The sequence below is a fragment of the Paracoccus sp. TOH genome (genome assembly GCF_030388245.1).
In the GTDB taxonomy this organism is placed as follows: Bacteria; Pseudomonadota; Alphaproteobacteria; order Rhodobacterales; family Rhodobacteraceae; genus Paracoccus; species Paracoccus simplex.
In genome coordinates this window covers 124,076-140,967 of sequence record NZ_CP098362.1, presented here as the reverse complement: position 1 = coordinate 140,967, position 16,892 = coordinate 124,076, and the positions used below count along the sequence as shown (strand labels likewise).

Sequence of the window (16,892 nt, the reverse complement as noted above, 5' to 3'; positions counted from 1 at the left end):
GGGAATGCCATGATGACAGCCGAGACCCAGATCAACCAGATCTCTGCCCGCGACCGTTTCGTGACCGGGATGAGCCATGCCGCCTGCACGGTGAACGTGGTCACCACCGACGGCCGCGCCGGGCGGGCGGGCGTCACCGTTTCGGCCATGGCCTCGGTCTCGGCCGATGGCGAGGCGCCGACGCTGTTGGTCTGCGTCCACCATCTCAGCCCGGCGGCGCCGAAGATCATCGAGAACGGCGTGCTTTGCGTGAACGTGCTGCGCGAGGACCAGTCCTATATCTCGGAAGCCTTCGCCGGCCGCTTCAAGGACGAGCTGGGCGACAAGTTTGAATGCACCGACTGGGTGGCGCTGCCCAGCGGCCCGCCCCGCGTCGCCGACGCGCTGGTGGCCTTTGAATGCCGCGTGGTCTCGGCCGAGCGGGTCGGGACGCATTACGTGCTGCTTTGCGGGGTCGAGGACACGCATAGCGCCCGGCTCGGCTCGCCGCTGATCTATGCCAACCGTTCCTATGGCTCGTCGCGGCGCATCGACGCGCCGCGCAGCATGCGGGGGGTGCTGAACGGCAAGGGCATCGCGCTGAATGTCGGCTGCTTCCACACCTTCGGCCCCTTCCTGATGCCGGCGCTGATCCGCCAGCTTGGCGGGCTCGACATCGGGTTGCTGGAGGGCGACCAGCGCCGGCTGACCGAAAGCCTGATCTCGGGCGAGACCGAACTGGCGCTGATCTACGACATCGGCCTTGACGACCGTTTCGAATGCGAGGCGCTGGCGACGCTGACCCCCTATGTGCTGCTGGCCGCCGACCATCCGCTGGCCCGGCAGTCCGAGATCCTGCCCATCGACCTTGCGGCCGAGCCGATGGTGCTGCTGGATGCCCCGCCTTCGGGGGATTACTTCACCGGAATCCTGCAGGCGCAGGGGGTCGAGCCGGTGATCGCGCATCGCTCGGTCTCGTTCGAGATGGTGCGGGGCATGGTCGCGCACGGGCTGGGCTATACGCTTCTGGTGACCAAGCCCACGGCGAGCATGAGCTATGACGGCCTGCCGCTGGTGGCGCGGCCGCTGGCCGGGGATTGCGCGCCCTCGCATCTGGTCCTGGCCTGGCGCCGCGGGCACCGGCTGGGCAGCGCGGCGGAACGCTTCGCCCGCAAATGCCGCGAGCAATTCGCGCGGGCCTGACGGCCCGCGGCCGAAAGGTCAGGCGGCAGGCTCCAGCCTGACCGCCAGCGCCCGGCCGCCCAGCCGGATCGGCCCCGCCGCCCGGCAGACGGCGGTGTCCTGGGCGGCCAGCGCGCGATCCGCCTGTCCGACGCGGATGCGCTGCGCCTCCAGCGTCAGGATCACCGCCAGCCCGGCCGTCACGCTGTCGCCGGCATGGGCCAGCCCGGCGCCGGCGATCCGCCAGTCGTGACGGGCGGCCATGACGTTGAAGACCCGCACCGCGCCACCCAGGGGCCGCCCCACCGGGGCCCGAGCGGTGTCGAAGCGGAACGGCTCCAGCGGCTCCAGCCTGTGGGTCTCGGACCCGAAATCAAGCGCCAACCCCTGTCCCTCGATCACGGTGATGACGCGATCCGCGCCCTGAAACGAGGAAAAGGCGCCGTCCTGCGGGATCGGCGCGCGCGAGATGCGGATCGAGAAGGCGTCGCGGTCGGCAGCGGTCGGCCAGAGCCAGATCTCGTCCGTCTGTCCCGCGCCGTTCTTCCACGGCAGGGTGCGGTAGCCCGTCTCGGGCAGGTGCAGCAGGTCTTGCATGTCTCTTTCTCGGGTCAGGGGCGCTCAGGCGCGCCGGTCAAGGAAGGTCAGGCTGGCGGGCAGCGGCTCGGCCGCGATGACGCGGCCCCGGCCGGTCAGGCGCGCGAGATGCGGCCCGAAGCCCGGCCCCCGCACCAGATAGCTGCCCGCCGGCGGGCAGATCTGTCGCGGCGACAGCCGGCCGCTCGGGGTCAGCTCGGCCTCCCAGGGGCGGCCGAGCAGCCGGGTGGCGGCGGCCATGTCGCCGGCGCGCAGCGCCTCGCGCACCGCGGTCGAGGAAAAGCCGCCCTGCAGGGGCAGGACCGTCACGCCGATCCCCAGGCCGGGGCAGGTTTCGGCCAGCGTCCGCGTGGTTCCGGCCCGGCGCGCGCCGAAATGGAAATCCGCGCCCACGAGCACATGCCCGACCCCCAGCCGCGCCGCCAGGATCTCGGTGATGAAGGCGTCGGGCGAGAGGGCGGCGAAATCCGGCTCGAAGGCCGGTTCATAGACGAAATCCAGCCCCAGGCTTTCCGCCATCCGGTGCTTTTGCGCCGGGCTGGCCAGGCGAAAGGGCTCGGCCTGCGGCGCGAAGACCTGGCGCGGATGCGGCTCGACCGACATCACGCCCACCGGCCGTGCGCCCGCCAGCGCACGGGCGCGGCGGATCAGGAACTGGTGCCCGCGGTGGAAGCCGTCGAAATTGCCCAGCACGATCACGCCGCCGCGCAGCGCCGATCCCTGCACGAGCCGGTGCCGGATGACGGCGAGCCCGCGCGTTTGCGGCGACTGGATCGAAACTTGGATCACTTCCCGGCCCTCCCGGCAGCACGGCGATGCAACAGCAGTAGCAAGGGCCTTTGCACCGCCAAAATCGCCTTTGCGGAAGCGCAGGCTCAGGATTTTGGATGCAAGCGGCGGGGAACGGCCGGGACCGCATGCGGTGGCCGCGCTGCGAGGCCCGATTCACATTCGCGGCCGGGCCGGGATGCGGTCAGATGGCCCGCCCATCGCTCCCCCGGCCGGGATGCTGGCGGTGCCGGACATGGCCGCCTTCGGCCTGTTCTGCAAGCGGCTGACCGATGCGCTGCCGATCAAGACCATCAGCTTGCGTTCCTTGATGAAGCGCATCCGTTTCAGCACCGTCTGTCCCGTGGACGCCCGCAACCGCTGAGCTGCGGCCCGCCGGCCGGATACCGGCTTGCAACCGGGCGGCGATCGGGCTGTAACCAGCCGGACGATGCCCGCATGGTTGCGCAAGCGGCGGGCTGGTTTCATAGTCGGGACCGACGGGGCAGGGGACGAGACGGCAAGGATGGACGGAAACGCGGCTGACGAGACGACCAAGCCTCCGCGGCGGATGCTGCGCGACGTGCCGACGCCGGCGCTTTTCGCCGCCATCCCGCAATTGGGCGAGCTGGTGAAGCTGCGCCCGCGCGAGGACGAGGAGGGGCTGGCCTTCCTGGCCCGGCTGCGCGCCTCGACCACGCCCGAGGAGGCGGTCACCTTCACCGCCTTCGCCGCCCTGCCCAGCACCGCCACCGGCTGGGGCTACGAATGCCTGCGGCTGATGGCCGACCACCTGCATCCGCAGGAACGCCCGATGATGGAAAAGATCGCGCTGTGGCTGGCGCAGCCGACCACGCGCCAGCGCCACGAGATCATGCGCGAGGCGCTTTGGGCGCCGACCCGCAGCCCCTCGGTCCTGCTGGCGCTGGCGGCGGGCTGGTCCACCGGCGGGCCGGCCCCCAACGACCCCGAACGCTCGGCCGCGCACAAGACGCCGGTGGCGCTGAACAGCGCGGTGCTGTCCTGTCTGGCGCGGGCGGACCTGTCGCGGCGCTCGTTCTACCTCGCCCGTTTCCTGGACATGGCCGAGGCGCTGTTTCGCGCCTATTGATGTGACATGACCCTGACCCTGCAAATCGAGAATTTCCATGTGCTGGACGACGGCGGTCCGGTCAGCATCACCGTGCCGGAAACCGGCATCCAGGTCGGGCGCGGCGCCGGCATGGACTGGGTGCTGCCCGATGCCAGCCGCTATATCTCGGGCCACCATTTCGATGTCGCCTGCGAGACCGGACGCTGGCTGCTGCGCGACCGCTCGACCAACGGCACCTTCCTGCAGGGCCACCGGCACCGGCTGGACGGTCCGCATGTGCTGAACCACGGCGACCGCTTCCAGGTCGGGCAATATATCGTCGTGGCGCTGTTCGACATGCAGCCGGGCCAGCCGATGACCCCCGGATCGCTGCCGGCGCATCGGGTGGACAGCCCGGTGGACGAGCCGGTGCTGGACGATCCCTGGGCGCTGGCCCCGGCGCCGGTGCCGATCGACGTCGCGCCGGCCGATTCCGTCCGCCGCGGCCCGGATTTCGCCAGCGATTTCCTGGCCTTTCCGGTTCACGCGCCCGAACCCGCTGCGCCCCCGCCAGCCGCGCCGTCAGAATCGGCAGCCCCGGCCGGGCCGGCAGCCCCGTCCATGCCCGCGGCCGTGCCGGCAGCGCCGGTCGAGGACCCCTCGGCCTTCGTCCGGGCGTTTTGCGAAGGCGCGGGCCTGGCTCCCGACCTGGCGCGCCATATCGCGGCCGAGGATCTGGCCCGCGCGCTGGGACAGGCGATGCGCGCCGTGACCGACCAGGTCATGGCCGGGCTGCAGGACCGGGCGGCGGCGCGGCATTTCACCCGCTCGGCCGAACGGACCATGCGCGGCGCCGCCGACAACAATCCGCTGAAGTTCCTGCCCGACGCCGCCGAGGCGCTGGATGCGCTGTTCCTGCGGCCGCGCGCCGGCTTCATGACCGGGGCCGCAGGCTATGCCGGGGCGCTTGGCGATCTGCGCCGCCACCAGACCGCGCTGTTCGCCGCCCTGCAACCCGCGCTTCTGGGGCTGGTGGACGAGCTGGCCCCGGAAAAGATCGAGGGCAGCACCAAGTCGGGCGGGCTGATGGGCAACCGCAAGGCCAAGGCCTGGGAGGAATATGTCGCGCGCTGGGACGCCCGCACCGCCAGCGAGAACGGCATCCTGGACGAGTTCCTGCGCCTGTTCGCGGCCGCCTATCGCAAGGCGCATGACGCCGAGGGACCGTTGCCCTAGGCTGGCCGCGTTCGCATGAGAGGTTTCGATTTGGCTGATTTCAACATCCTCGACCCGGTTTCGCCCGAGGCGCCCTGCGGCCCCGATCTGGAACGGCAGGACGACGAGGCTTTCCTCGACTATTATTTCGAGGCCGAGTCCCGCCTGCCCGAGCGCTACTTCACCCCCGGCCTGGCCGCCGACGGGCGCGAGGACCGGCTGTTCGATCCGCGCTCGGTCGATCTGGCGGCCGAGACCGCGGCCATCGCCGCGCTGCTGGGCCGCTCGCGCGACCTGCGGCTGATGAGCCTGCTGGGACGGTTCCAGATCCTGGCCGGGCGACTCGAGGAATTCACCTCGACGGTCGAGGACATGGCCGCCGCCATGGCGCAATGGCCGGCCGAACTGCATCCGCGCAGGTCGGAAAGGCGAGCGGCAATCGAATCGCTCAACGGCCAGGCGAGCGTCGTGATGCCGCTTCTGCACCTGCCGGTCGTGCCGCATTCGGATGTGACGTTGCGTCGCTACATGGTGGTCACCGGCAAGGCCGCGCCCCGCGCCTCCGAGGCGGATCTGCAGGGTTCGGATTTCCTCGGCACGCTGCGCTCGGACGCCAATCTGCGGGCCGTGACCGCGACGCATGAGCGGCTGCTGCGGCTTTCGGATGCGCTGCATCGCATCCTGTCGCTGGCCGGCGCCGATCCCGAGATGCCCTTCCATCCCGATCTGGGCGCGCTGCGTGCGGCCTTGGCCGAGATGCAGGCGATGATCGCCGCCGCCCGGCCCGAGCTGCGCCCCTGGGAGGCCGGCGCCCAGCCCGGGCCGCAGGCGGCAGCGCCGGCGGACCAGCCGCTGGCCGTCGGCGCTGCGGCGCCGCCGCTGCAGCCGGTGACGCCGGCCTCGGAACGGCCGGTGCTCGACCGGGTCACCGCCGGCGCGGCGCTGGAAGCAGCCTGTAACTGGCTGGCGCAGAATGAACCTTCCTCGCCGGCGCTGTTGCTGGTCGCCCAGGCCCGGCTGCTGGTCGGCAAGCCGCTGGTCGAGGCGCTGGAGATGCTGATGCCGCGCGAGGCGGGATCGGCCCTTCTGACCGTCGGGCAGGGCACGCCCTTCGCCCTGTCCATGGAGCGGTTGAAATCCCTGACCCAGGCCGGGCTGGAGGGCCAGCGCATCGGCGGAAACGCGCCCGGCGAGGTGCCGCCGATCACCCGCCGCTCGGAACTTGTCGCAACCCTGTTGGGGATCGAGGGCTACTTTGCGACCAACGAACCGGCCAGTCCGGTGCCGTTGCTTCTGGCAAAGGCGCGTGACATGCTGCACAAGCGTTTCGACGCCATCGTCGCGGAATTGCTTGCTCCGGCTGCGCCGACCGGCGGGTCCTGAGGGCAGTTTTGCGGAATTGACTCGGTGGGTATTTTACAGTTTGCCTTTGCGTAATGGAGGATTGATCTGATGGCTTCGGACAAGGCGACCGATTTTATCAAGCGCAACCGCCCGCCTCGGGTGAACATTTCTTACGAGGATCCCTACGACTCGGAAAAGATGGTCGAGCTGCCCTTCGTCATGGGGGTGATGTCCGATCTTTCCGGCAATGCCTCCGAGGTCGAGAAGCCCGACATGGACGAGCGGGACTTCGTCGACGTGACCGCGGCATCGCTTGACGACTACATGAAAAGCATCGCGCCCGGCGCCAGCTTCAACGTCGAGAACAAGCTGGGCGGCGAGGGCCGACTGGGCGTTTCGCTGACCTTCGAGAGCATGGACGATTTCAATCCGGCGGCGGTCGCCAGCCAGATCCCGGCGCTGAAGAAGCTCCTGGAGGCACGCCAGCACCTGGCCAACCTGCAGCGCTACATGAACTCGAAGCCCAAGGCGCAGGAGCAGATCCGCAAGCTGCTGAACGACCCCGAGCTGATGGCCGCGCTGGCCGAACGCGAAAAGACGAAATCCGCCGAGGAAGAGGATAGCTGATGGCGCAGGAATCGCAGGCTCAGGTTGCCGGTGCGGGCGCCCTTGCCGGGCTCGACGAATTTTCGGACATCCTGAAGCAGACCATCAAGCCGCGCACCGATGTCGCCGCCAAGGAGGTCGACAACGCCGTCGTCGCACTGGTGCGCGAGGCGCTGGACGACGAGACCCTGATCGCCGAGGACGTGATCGACACCATCGACGCGATGCTGTCGAAGCTGGACCAGAAGCTGACCGAGCAGGTGAACGAGGTCATCCACCACGAGGAATTCCAGAAGCTGGAATCCAGCTGGCGCGGCCTCGCCTACACGATCAACCATTCCGAGACCGACGCCTCGCTGCGCGTGAAGGTGATGAACGTCTCGAAGAAGGAACTGCAGCAGATGTTCCGGCGCTATCCCGGCGCCAAATGGGACAAGTCGCCGCTGAACATGCGCGTCTATGAGGCCGAGTTCGGCACCCTGGGCGGCAAGCCCTTCGGCGCGTTGGTCGGCGACTATTACTTCGACCACGGCACCGCCGATGTGGCGCTGCTGCGCGACATGTCCAAGATCGCCGCCGCCGCGCATGCGCCCTTCATCTCGGCCGCCGCGCCCGAGCTTCTGGGCATGGACAGCTGGACCGAACTGGGCACGCCGCCGGACCTGTCGGAAATCTTCGACACGCCGGATTACGCCGCCTGGAACGGGCTGCGCGACAGCGAGAACTCGCGCTATGTCGCGCTGACCATGCCGCGCGTCCTGGCGCGCGAGCCCTATGGCCAGAACTCGAATTCGGTGGTCGAGGAGTTCAACTTCGAGGAAGAGACCGACGGTCATGCCGGGCAGAAATATGCCTGGATGAACGCCGCCCATGCCATGGCGGTGAACATCAACCGCGCCCACAAGGAACATGGCTGGACGGTGCAGATCCGCGGCGTGCAGTCGGGCGGCGAGGTGCTGAACCTGCCCACCCACAATTTCGACACCGGCGACGGGTCCAAGGACCTGAAATGCCCGACCGAGGTGTCGATCACCGACCGGCGCGAGGCCGAACTGTCCAAGGCCGGGCTGATCGGCCTGATCCATCGCAAGCATACCGACAAGGCCGCCTTCATCGGCGCGCAGACGCTGTATCGGCCCAAGAAATACGTGGACGACCAGGCGACGGCTTCGGACAACATGTCCTCGCGCCTGCCCTATATTTTCGCGGTGTCACGTTTCAGTCACTATCTGAAATGTATGGTCCGCGACAAGATCGGTCAGAGCCCGGACCGGCTGCAGCTGCAGACGCAGTTGCAGACCTGGATCAACAAATACGTTTCGGGCAACCCGGAGAGCGCGACCGAGCGCGAGAAGGCCAAGAAACCCCTGGCCGGAGCGAAGGTGGAAGTTGTGGAGGACGAGGAGAATCCCGGTTACTACATGGGGAAATTCTATCTGAAACCGCATTTCCAGCTGGAAGGGATGGATGTCGGCATGTCGCTGGTCTCCAAACTTCCAAAAAGCAAGTAACCCATTGAGATTATTATTGTAGCCAAGGAGTGATCGAATGGCTGTCGATATCTTTCTGAAACTTTCGAACAACATCAAGGGCGAGTCGCAGGACGACACCCACCGCAACGAGATCGACGTGCTGGCCTGGAACTGGGGCCTGACCCAGTCGGGCACCACCCATGTCGGTTCGGGCGGCGGCGGCGGCAAGGTCAACGTGCAGGATATTACCCTCACCAAATATGTCGATCTGGCCACCAACGACCTGATCAAGCGCTGCACCAACGGCGAACACATCGAGTCGGGCGAGCTGATCGTGCGCAAGTCGGGCGGTTCCACCCCGGTCGAATATTTCAGGATCAAGATGAGCAACATCATGATCACCAGCTACTCGACCGGCGGTGCCAAGGACGGGCTGGACCGCATCCAGGAAACCCTGACCCTGAACTTCCGCAAGTTCGAGGTGGCCTACACGCTGCAGGAAGACACCGGTGCCGCCGGCGCCGAGACCCTGGCTGGTTGGGACATCGCCGAGAACAAGGAGTGGAGCGCCTAAGCGTTCCGCCAATGGCAGACCGGGACAGGGTCGGCAGCGACGGCCGACCCTGTTCCTTTGCGCGCCGCCCGCACTGGTCGGTGGCGCCGGATCAACGGGCGGAACATGACAGCGCGTCGTCCTTCCTCTGACGGGGACCCGGGGCGCAGGGGCCTGCGCGAGATGTCCCTGATGCACATCTTTCGCGATTCCGCTGCCCGGCGCGACTCGCGCGACCAGGGGCGCCGCTATACCGAGGGCGAGCGCGATCTGACGCTGCTCAGCCAGAAGCGGCGCGAAGGCGCCAGCGAGGAATCGTTGCGCCGCAACCTGGTGCAGGACATCGCCAGCCTGATGAACACCATCCGGCTGGATGTCTGCGCGGACCTGTCCGACACGCCGCGGGTGCGCGATTCCGTCGTCAATCACGGGCTGCCCGACATGGACACGCTCTGGCGCGAGAACCGCACGCCCGGCGATCTGGCCCAGGCCATCCGCGAGGCGCTGATCCGCAACGAGCCGCGACTGCGCCCCGAGACGCTGGAGGTCCGGGTGGACGACCTGGCGCCCACCTCGGACCAGCGCGTCACCTTCGAGATCCTGGCCGAGATGATCTCGGACCCGACCGACATTTCCGTGCAGTTCTATGCCGAGGTGGACCCGGCCGCCGGCAAGATCGCCATGAAGCGCACGCAGGCCGAGCCATGAGGCCCCGACCATGAGAAAAGCCTTTCGCGACGCCTATGAGCGCGAACTGGACATGCTCTACGAGCGTTCGGCCGAATTCGCCGAGGAATTCCCCGGCCTGGCCGAGCGGCTGGGCGGGGTGCTGCGCGAGAACATCGACCCGACGATCGCCGGCCTCTTGGAAGGCACCGCCTTCCTGGCCGCCCGCGTGCAGTTGAAGCTGGACGAGGAGTTCCGCGCATTCACCACCGAACTGCTCGAGCAGATCTTTCCCGATGCGCTGGCGCCCAGCCCCAGCTGCATGATCGTCGAGGCCCCGCCGCTGACCCGCCAGAACGAGGGCGTGCAGGTCTTTCAACGCGGCGAATACCTGGATGCGCGCTTTCGCGACGCCGAAAAGCGTGTGGCCTGCCGCTTCAGCCTGACCGCGCCGCTGCATGTGCTGCCGCTGACCGTCTCGGGCCTGACCTATCACGACCAGACCACCACGCTGGGCGGGCTGGGGCAGGATCCCGATCCGGCGACCCGCGCCGGCCTGCAGATCGACCTGTCGCGCACCGATGGCGAGGCGATGGAGGTGAACGCGCAGGACAGCCTGACCTTTCACCTGACCGCCGACCATGTCCGCGCCATCGCCGCCTATGAACAGGTGCATTGCAACACCACCCGGGTCTCGCTGCGCTGGCTGCAGCCGAACGGCGATCCGGCCTTTCTGCGGCTGCGCCCCGACCAGGTCGAGCAGATCGGTTTCTCGCGCGAGGAGCTGCTTTTCGACAACGACCGCCGCCTGTTCGAGGGCTTCGCCATCCTGCGCGACTGGTTCGCCTTTCCGCGCAAATTCCTAGGCTTCCGCCTGACCGGCCTTTGCCCGGCGCTGTCGCGCATCCCGACGCCTGAGGTGCAGCTGATCCTGGAATTCGACCGCGCCAATGACGAGCTGGCGCGCCAGATCCAGCCGCGCGACATCCGGCTGAACTGCGCCCCGGCGATCAACCTGTTCGAGGAAAGCTCGAACCAGGTGCGGCTGGACGACCGGCGCCACGAATATGTGGTGACGCCAGATTCCAGCCCGATCACCCATTACGAGATCCAGCGCATCCTGCGCGTGCAGGCCAGCTATGGCACCGCCCATGACCGGGTCGAGGTGGCGCCGCTTTACGCGTTGCCGCAGCAGGGCGGCGCGCGGGCCGCCTATTACTATACCACCCGCCGCAAGCCGCGCCGGCTGACCGAGACCGAACGCCGCGCCGGGCTGCGCAACGATTATCGCGGCACCGAGACCTTCATCGCCATCTACGAGCCGCCCGAGTCGGTGGTCGGCCGCCGGGCGCAGCGGCTGCATATCCGCGCGCTTTGTTCCAACCGCCACCTGCCGGCGGTGCTGCCGCTGGCGGGCTCGGACGATTTCGCCATGGTCTCGGACCAGGCGCTGGCGCTGACCTGCGTGAACGGCCCGACCCAGCCGCGCGAGGCGATGACCGAGGTCGAGCGCGCCGGCCCGCACCGGATGCGGCAGGGCGATGTCTACTGGCGGCTGATCTCCTATCTGTCGCTGAACCATTTCGGGCTGGACGACCGTTTCGGCCGTGACGGCGCCGCCAGCCTGCGCGAGATCCTGGCGCTGTTCGCCGATGCCTCGGACCATGTGACCGAGGTGCAGGTCGCCGGGTTGACCGGCCTGGCGGTGCGGCCCGTCACCCGCTCGATCCGCCGGCCCGAAGGCATCTTCCCGGCCCGCGGGCTGGAACTGGTGCTGACCTTCGACGAGACCGCCTTCGAGGGCAGCGGCATCATCGGGCTGGGCGCGGTGCTGGACCGTTTCCTGGCGGAATATGCCAGCGTGAACAGCTTCACCCAGACGGTGATCGCCAGCCGCCAGCGCGGCGTCGTCAAGCGCTTCCCGCCGCGCACCGGGCTGGGACCGCTGATATGAGCCTGCCGCAGGGAACGGGCGAGCCGGGCTTCCTGGCGCTGCTGCGGCGGCTGGAACGCGAGGCGACCGGCCGGCCGCGCATCGGCCGCTCGACCCGGCGGGCGCAGGACATCGCCGATATCGGCCAGGATCCGCGGCTGGCCTTTCCCGCCGAGGATCTCAGCGGGACCGACGTCTCGGGGCCCCGCGCCCGCATCCGTGCGCAGTTCATGGGCTTTTTCGGCCCGCAGGGCGCCCTGCCGCTGAACACCACCGAGGAGGTGATGCGTTGGCAGGACGAGGGCGAGGAGGCCTTCGTCAGCTTCACCGACATCCTGTCGGCGCGCTTCTACCAGCTGTTCTTCCGGGCCTGGTCCGACGCCCATGCCGTCACCCAGCACGACCGGCCGGAGGAGGACCGCTTCGCGGCCTATGTCGGCGCGGTGGCGGGCATCGGCTCGCCCGCCTTCCTGGACCATGACAGTTTCCCGGATATCGCGCGCCTGCCGCTGGTGCCGGTCTTTGGCGGCCGGGTGCGCAGCGCGGTGCGGCTGCGCCAGCTTCTGGCGTGCTATTTCGGCTGTCCGGTCGATGTGCAGGAACATGCACCCAGCTGGCTGGAATTCGAGGCGGACGACCTGCGCGGCCTGGGGCAAGGCGGCGCGCTGGGACGTGACACCTATCTGGGCACGCGGCTGCAGACCGTGAACGAAAAGGTCTGCATCCGCCTGAACCTGCCCGATCCGCAGACCTATCGCGGCTTCCTGCCTGGGCAGGACCGTCATGCGCAGTTGGCCGGGCTGGTCTTCTGGTATCTCGGCAAATGCATCGAGGTCGATCTGGCGCTGGCCTTGCCGCCCGACCGGATTCCCCCGGCGCGGCTTGGCGGCGATGCCGCGATCGGCTGGCTGGCCGCGATGCGTCCCGAAAGCATTCCGCGCGATGCGGATTACATCGAAGTCGCCCGTTTCGCGCTTGGCCGCGATGCGGGCCAGCATTCCGCGAAAGGCCATTGATGACCGCGATCACCATCGAGAAATTCGCCGGCAAGATGAACCGGCTGGGCTACGAGGCCTTCCTTCAGGCGATGCGGCAGGCGCGCGGCGACGGCAACCGCAATGTGGAACTGGCGCATTGGCTGTTCCACGCCGTCTCGCATCAGGACGGCGACATCTCGGTGACGCTGCGCGAGCTGGGACTGGATCGGGGCCGGGTGCTGAAGGATCTGGGCCGGGCTATGGATGCGCTGCAAAAGAACGTGACCGAAACCCCCGGCATTTCCGAACGGCTGGCGGATGCGCTGAACCATGCCTGGACCTATGCCACGCTGTTCTTCGGCGAGGCGCAGATCCGCACCGGCCACCTGCTGGTGGCGCTGCTGAACGACCACGCCCTGCGGCGCGAGATCGAGCAATATTCCGGCGTCTTCGCCGAAATGTCGGCCGAGCGCATCGGCGCCGAGGCGCGCAGCCTGTGGAAGGGCTCCGAGGAGGAGAACCTGCGCCCCATGGACGGCGCCGGCATCGGCGCGGCATCCGCCGGGCGCGAGGGGCAGGGCGCCGCGACCGCGCTGGGGCGGTTCTCGGTCGACATGACCGCGCAGGCGGCCGAGGGCAAGATGGACCCGGTGGTCGGCCGCGACGACGAGATCCGCCAGATCGTCGACGTGCTGATGCGCCGGCGCCAGAACAACCCGATCCTGACCGGCGAGGCCGGGGTCGGCAAGACCGCCGTGGTCGAGGGCTTCGCGCAGAAGCTGGCCTCGGGCGAGGTGCCGCCGGCCTTGCAGGGCATGCGGCTGCACATGCTGGACATCGGCGCGATGCAGGCCGGGGCCAGCATGAAGGGCGAGTTCGAGCAGCGGCTGCGTTCCGTGATCGACGAGGTGCAAAGCGCACCCGTCCCGATCATCCTGTTCATCGACGAGGCGCATACGCTGGTCGGCGCCGGCGGTGCGGCAGGCACCGGCGATGCCGCGAACCTGCTGAAGCCGGCGCTCGCGCGCGGCACGCTGCGCACCATCGGCGCGACGACCTGGGCCGAATACCGCAATTATTTCGAGAAGGACCCGGCGCTGACCCGGCGTTTCCAGCCTATTGCGGTCGATGAGCCCTCGGTCGAGGTCGCCTGCGCCATGATGCGCGGCCTGCTGGCACCGATGGAGGCGCATCACAAGGTCCGCATCGCGGACGCGGCGCTGGAGGCGGCGGTGAAGCTGTCGGCGCGCTACCTGCCGGCACGGCAGTTGCCGGACAAGGCGGTGTCGCTTCTGGATACCGCCTGTGCCCGCGTCGCGGTCAGCCAAAGCGCCGTCCCCGCCCGCATCGCCGATCTGCGCGCCGAGATCGCCGGGTTGGAAACCGAGATCGCCGCCCGCGAGGCCGAGCGCGACCTGGGCGAGGGCGATGCCGCCCGGCTGGACGAGGTCCGCGCCCGGCTGGTCGACGCGCGTGCCAAGCTGGCCGATCTGGAAACTGCCTTTGCCGACGAGAAATCGCTGGTTGAGCAGATCCTGGCTCTGCGCAAGGCGCTGGCGGCACGCGAGGGCGAGGATTTCGACGAGGACACGATCCGCACTGAGTTAACCGGTGCCATGGACCAGCTGGGCCAGATCCATGCCGACGCGCGGATGATCTGGCCGCATGTCGACGAGCAGGCGGTGGCCAGCGTCATCAGCGACTGGACCGGCATCCCGGCCGGCCGCATGGTCGCCGACGAATTGCAGGCGGTGCTGGGCCTGTCGGACCTGCTGCGCGCGCGGGTGATCGGCCAGGACCAGGGCCTGCAGATGATCGCGCGCCGGGTCGAGACCGCCCGCGCCGGTCTCGGCAACCCGGAAAAGCCCATCGGCGTCTTCATGCTCTGCGGCCCCTCGGGCGTCGGCAAGACCGAGACCGCGCTGGCGCTGGCCGAGGCGCTGTACGGCGGCGAGCAGAACGTCATCACCATCAACATGTCCGAATTCCAGGAAGCGCATTCCGTCAGCCTGCTGAAGGGCGCGCCGCCGGGCTATGTCGGCTATGGCGAGGGCGGAAGGCTGACCGAGGCCGTGCGCCGCAAGCCCTATTCGGTGGTGCTGCTGGACGAGATGGAAAAGGCCCATCCCGACGTGCACGAGCTGTTCTTCCAGGTCTTCGACAAGGGAAGGATGGAGGACGGCAACGGCCGCCCGATCAACTTCCGCAACACGCTGATCCTGATGACCTCGAACGTCGGCACCGGCACCATCATGAACCTCGCCCCCGAGGGCACCATCACTGACGAGGAGGTTCTGGAGGCCGCGCTGAAGGAGGAATTGCTGGGCACCTTCCCGCCGGCGCTGCTGGGCCGGATCGTCACCATCCCCTATGTGCCGCTTTCGGCCGAGGTGCTGGCGGGGATCACCCGGTTGAAGCTCGGCTCGGTGGCGCGGCGGATGCGCGAAAGCCACGGCGCTGCACTGACCTGGGACGATGCCGTGGTCGGCCATATCGTCGCCGCCTGTCGCGACCCGGACAGCGGCGGCCGGATGATCGACAACATCATCACCAACTCGATCCTGCCCGACCTGTCGCGGCAAGTGCTGTCGCGCATGGTCTCGGCTCGGGCGATGTCGGATGTCGCCATCCGCGTCGAGGGCGACGGCTTCGCCTATGGTTTCGCCTGACGGACATAGACGCTGCCGACGCCGATCAGCGCCTCGGGGCCGATCTCGCGCGCGAACTGGTCCAGGAAGTCCTTGGCCGGCTCGCCCGCGGCGCGGCTGACCGTCTCGGGCCGCGAGGGCGTGGCGACGGCCAGCAGCAGTTGATGGGTGTCGCGGCCTGCGCCGTCTCGGGCCACCGGCACGTCGAAGCGGATGCGCCCGCCGGCATTGACCAGAAAGCGGCGCAGGTCGTGCGTCACGCCGTTGTCGTCGATCATCAGCAGCGTGACATAACGCCCCGCTCCGCCGGATATGGTGCCGCGCAGGCTCTCGCCGCTGGCCACGTCCTGGGATTGCAGTCGGACCGCCAGCGGGAACACCGGATAGCGCGCATCGCGCCGCGCGAAGGCCAGGCCGGGGCATTGCCGCGGGTCCAGCAGCACCGCCTGGCCCTCGACCTGGGTTTCCAGCCCCTGCGTCAGCGCGCGCAGCAATCCGGGGATCTGCGCGTCGTCCGAGGCGAGCAGGTTCAGCCGGATCCCCCCCTCGGCGTCCAGCGCCGGCAGCGCCAGCAGGCAGGGCGCGGTCAACTGGCTGCGGATACGGTCGAAAAGCTCGGCCAGGCGCGGATCGGTTTCCGCCGCGGCCGGGCCGCTTTCGCCGGCCGATGGCGGGGGCACGGGCGTCTCGGCCCGGTCGGCGGTCGGCAGCGCGGTGTTCGTCAGCACCGGCGAGGCGGAAGGCGCCACCGGCTCGGGCTCGGGCGCCGAAATCTCCTCGGCCCCGGCCGCCAGTTCGGGCGGCACTGGGGCGCTGACCGGCTCCAGCACGTCGCTTTCCGGGGCCGTGGGGATGGGCAGGGCGGTGACGGTGATCTGCGCCGGTTCCGTCGGCCCGTCGGACCAGTGCCAGCTCGGCTGCCACAGCACCGCCCCGGCCGCGGCGGCATGCACCGCCAGCGACAGGCCCGCCGCCAGGGCCCAACCGCGTGGCGCGGGTTGCTGGCCGATCACCGCCCGACATCCTTCATCGTCACCAGCCGGATCTCGTGCCCGGCCAGTTCCGGCCGCCGCAGGACCGAGACCAGCAGGCCGGACGGTGCGTTCCGGTCCATCAGCAGATGCACCGGCCCCTGCGCCTGGGCAAGCGCGGCGGGCAGCATCTCGGGCCGGACCGGCGCGCCGTCGAGCAGCCAGTCCTCGGGCCCGCGCAGTTCCAGCATCGGCGAGGGCAGGCTTTCGGGCGACAGGGTCGTGGTCGTGGCCAGGTCCAAAGGCGTCTCGACCGGCCGCTCTTGCCCGGCCAGCAGGAAATAGAAGATCAGCAGCAGCACGATGTTGACGATCGCCAGCGAGGGATCGACCTGCACCCGCCGGCCGTCGCGCGAAGGCAGGTTCATGCTCATGACCGGCCCCGCGGCGCCTCGGCGATCTGCACCGAGTCGATGCCATGCGCGGACAGCGTCTCGAGCACCGTCACCACGTCCTGCACCGGCACTTCGGGGCGCAGCACCAGCAGCACGTTGCGCGTGCCCTGCGCCGCCAGCGCATCCGCCAGCGCGGCCAGGCGCGGCAGGGCGAAATGCTGGCCAGAGGCGGTGATGCCGTCCGGGTTCAGCGTCCAGACCGCGGTGGCGCTGGCATCGGTCACCGTGGTCCCGGCCTCGGTCCCTGCGCCGTCGCCGCCGCCGCCGTCGCGGATCGCGCCGCTGCGCAGCGGCAGCATGGAATAGGCGACCAGGCTGGCCGAGAGCATGAAGAAGATCAGCAGCTGGAACAGCACGTCGGCCAGCGCCGTCATCGCGAACACGCCGCGCTGGCGCGGTCGGCGCGGCAGGTCCAGCCCCGGCGGGCGGATCGGGGGCCGCACCACTTGCATGG

The 16,892-nt window shown here is 68.9% G+C and carries 17 protein-coding genes; 12 read left to right on the top strand and 5 right to left on the bottom strand.

Annotated elements, in window-relative coordinates; translation table 11 throughout:
• The first annotated feature begins 9 nt into the window (after nt 1-9).
• Complete coding sequence (locus tag NBE95_RS17775; protein ID WP_289896368.1) at nt 10-1,182, top strand: LysR substrate-binding domain-containing protein; 1,173 nt, start codon at nt 10-12, stop codon at nt 1,180-1,182.
• An 18-nt stretch (nt 1,183-1,200) separates the two neighbouring features.
• Here NBE95_RS17775 and NBE95_RS17770 read toward each other — a convergent pair whose 3' ends face one another.
• Both NBE95_RS17770 and NBE95_RS17765 read right to left on the bottom strand, forming a co-directional pair.
• A complete protein-coding gene (locus NBE95_RS17770; protein WP_289896367.1) occupies nt 1,201-1,758 on the bottom strand; it encodes a HutD family protein in 558 nt (185 codons plus the stop codon).
• Nucleotides 1,759-1,782: 24 nt separating this feature from the next.
• The gene (locus NBE95_RS17765) at nt 1,783-2,547 is read right to left on the bottom strand and encodes an adenylyltransferase/cytidyltransferase family protein (RefSeq protein ID WP_289896366.1); all 765 of its coding nucleotides are present in this window, start codon (nt 2,545-2,547) and stop codon (nt 1,783-1,785) included.
• Between the two features lie 217 nt (nt 2,548-2,764).
• Here NBE95_RS17765 and NBE95_RS17760 point away from each other — a divergent pair, with 217 nt between their 5' ends.
• From NBE95_RS17760 to tssH, 11 genes are all read left to right on the top strand, one after another.
• Entirely contained in the window at nt 2,765-2,911 is a 147-nt protein-coding gene (locus NBE95_RS17760) for a hypothetical protein (RefSeq protein ID WP_289896365.1), read from the top strand.
• 141 nt (nt 2,912-3,052) lie between these two features.
• Complete coding sequence (locus NBE95_RS17755) at nt 3,053-3,637, top strand: hypothetical protein (RefSeq protein ID WP_289896364.1); 585 nt, start codon at nt 3,053-3,055, stop codon at nt 3,635-3,637.
• A gap of 6 nt (nt 3,638-3,643) precedes the next feature.
• Nucleotides 3,644-4,834: a type VI secretion system-associated FHA domain protein TagH gene (gene tagH, locus NBE95_RS17750; protein WP_289896363.1), complete on the top strand. Its 1,191-nt coding sequence runs from the start codon at nt 3,644-3,646 to the stop codon at nt 4,832-4,834.
• A 15-nt stretch (nt 4,835-4,849) separates the two neighbouring features.
• A complete protein-coding gene (locus NBE95_RS17745) occupies nt 4,850-6,196 on the top strand; it encodes a type VI secretion system ImpA family N-terminal domain-containing protein (protein WP_289896362.1) in 1,347 nt (448 codons plus the stop codon).
• A gap of 69 nt (nt 6,197-6,265) precedes the next feature.
• The gene (tssB, locus tag NBE95_RS17740; RefSeq protein ID WP_019352244.1) at nt 6,266-6,784 is read left to right on the top strand and encodes a type VI secretion system contractile sheath small subunit; all 519 of its coding nucleotides are present in this window, start codon (nt 6,266-6,268) and stop codon (nt 6,782-6,784) included.
• Complete coding sequence (gene tssC / locus NBE95_RS17735) at nt 6,784-8,274, top strand: type VI secretion system contractile sheath large subunit (RefSeq protein WP_289896361.1); 1,491 nt, start codon at nt 6,784-6,786, stop codon at nt 8,272-8,274. Before tssB ends, tssC begins: the two co-directional genes overlap by 1 nt.
• 37 nt (nt 8,275-8,311) lie before the next feature.
• A complete protein-coding gene (locus NBE95_RS17730; RefSeq protein WP_289896359.1) occupies nt 8,312-8,809 on the top strand; it encodes a type VI secretion system tube protein Hcp in 498 nt (165 codons plus the stop codon).
• A gap of 162 nt (nt 8,810-8,971) precedes the next feature.
• Nucleotides 8,972-9,496: a GPW/gp25 family protein gene (locus NBE95_RS17725; RefSeq protein WP_289896358.1), complete on the top strand. Its 525-nt coding sequence runs from the start codon at nt 8,972-8,974 to the stop codon at nt 9,494-9,496.
• A gap of 10 nt (nt 9,497-9,506) precedes the next feature.
• A complete protein-coding gene (gene tssF, locus NBE95_RS17720; protein ID WP_289896357.1) occupies nt 9,507-11,408 on the top strand; it encodes a type VI secretion system baseplate subunit TssF in 1,902 nt (633 codons plus the stop codon).
• Nucleotides 11,405-12,403, top strand: coding sequence for a type VI secretion system baseplate subunit TssG (gene tssG / locus NBE95_RS17715; RefSeq protein WP_289896356.1), 999 nt, complete (start codon nt 11,405-11,407; stop codon nt 12,401-12,403). The genes tssF and tssG overlap by 4 nt, the downstream gene beginning before the upstream one ends.
• The gene (tssH, locus tag NBE95_RS17710; protein ID WP_289896355.1) at nt 12,403-15,033 is read left to right on the top strand and encodes a type VI secretion system ATPase TssH; all 2,631 of its coding nucleotides are present in this window, start codon (nt 12,403-12,405) and stop codon (nt 15,031-15,033) included. The genes tssG and tssH overlap by 1 nt, the downstream gene beginning before the upstream one ends.
• Here the strand turns inward: tssH and NBE95_RS17705 are convergent.
• From NBE95_RS17705 to NBE95_RS17695, 3 genes are read right to left on the bottom strand one after another with little or no spacing between them, the layout of a single operon-like run.
• Nucleotides 15,018-16,025, bottom strand: a complete 1,008-nt coding sequence (locus tag NBE95_RS17705; RefSeq protein WP_289896354.1) for a hypothetical protein — start codon at nt 16,023-16,025, stop codon at nt 15,018-15,020. The two genes, tssH and NBE95_RS17705, sit on opposite strands and share 16 nt — an antisense overlap.
• Nucleotides 16,022-16,417: a biopolymer transporter ExbD gene (locus NBE95_RS17700; RefSeq protein WP_289896353.1), complete on the bottom strand. Its 396-nt coding sequence runs from the start codon at nt 16,415-16,417 to the stop codon at nt 16,022-16,024. Before NBE95_RS17700 ends, NBE95_RS17705 begins: the two co-directional genes overlap by 4 nt.
• Complete coding sequence (locus tag NBE95_RS17695; RefSeq protein WP_289896352.1) at nt 16,414-16,890, bottom strand: biopolymer transporter ExbD; 477 nt, start codon at nt 16,888-16,890, stop codon at nt 16,414-16,416. Before NBE95_RS17695 ends, NBE95_RS17700 begins: the two co-directional genes overlap by 4 nt.
• Between the last annotated feature and the right edge of the window lie 2 nt (nt 16,891-16,892).

Coding starts and splice junctions, on each gene's coding strand:
- NBE95_RS17725 (WP_289896358.1), top strand. CDS start 8,972: ATGTCCCTGATGCACATCTTTCGCGATTCCGCTGCCCGGCGCGACTCG.
- NBE95_RS17730 (WP_289896359.1), top strand. CDS start 8,312: ATGGCTGTCGATATCTTTCTGAAACTTTCGAACAACATCAAGGGCGAG.
- tssF (WP_289896357.1), top strand. CDS start 9,507: ATGAGAAAAGCCTTTCGCGACGCCTATGAGCGCGAACTGGACATGCTC.
- NBE95_RS17695 (WP_289896352.1), bottom strand. CDS start 16,890: ATGCAAGTGGTGCGGCCCCCGATCCGCCCGCCGGGGCTGGACCTGCCG.
- tssH (WP_289896355.1), top strand. CDS start 12,403: ATGACCGCGATCACCATCGAGAAATTCGCCGGCAAGATGAACCGGCTG.
- tssB (WP_019352244.1), top strand. CDS start 6,266: ATGGCTTCGGACAAGGCGACCGATTTTATCAAGCGCAACCGCCCGCCT.
- NBE95_RS17755 (WP_289896364.1), top strand. CDS start 3,053: ATGGACGGAAACGCGGCTGACGAGACGACCAAGCCTCCGCGGCGGATG.
- tssC (WP_289896361.1), top strand. CDS start 6,784: ATGGCGCAGGAATCGCAGGCTCAGGTTGCCGGTGCGGGCGCCCTTGCC.
- NBE95_RS17760 (WP_289896365.1), top strand. CDS start 2,765: ATGCTGGCGGTGCCGGACATGGCCGCCTTCGGCCTGTTCTGCAAGCGG.
- tssG (WP_289896356.1), top strand. CDS start 11,405: ATGAGCCTGCCGCAGGGAACGGGCGAGCCGGGCTTCCTGGCGCTGCTG.
- NBE95_RS17700 (WP_289896353.1), bottom strand. CDS start 16,417: ATGAGCATGAACCTGCCTTCGCGCGACGGCCGGCGGGTGCAGGTCGAT.
- NBE95_RS17745 (WP_289896362.1), top strand. CDS start 4,850: ATGAGAGGTTTCGATTTGGCTGATTTCAACATCCTCGACCCGGTTTCG.
- NBE95_RS17770 (WP_289896367.1), bottom strand. CDS start 1,758: ATGCAAGACCTGCTGCACCTGCCCGAGACGGGCTACCGCACCCTGCCG.
- tagH (WP_289896363.1), top strand. CDS start 3,644: ATGACCCTGACCCTGCAAATCGAGAATTTCCATGTGCTGGACGACGGC.
- NBE95_RS17775 (WP_289896368.1), top strand. CDS start 10: ATGATGACAGCCGAGACCCAGATCAACCAGATCTCTGCCCGCGACCGT.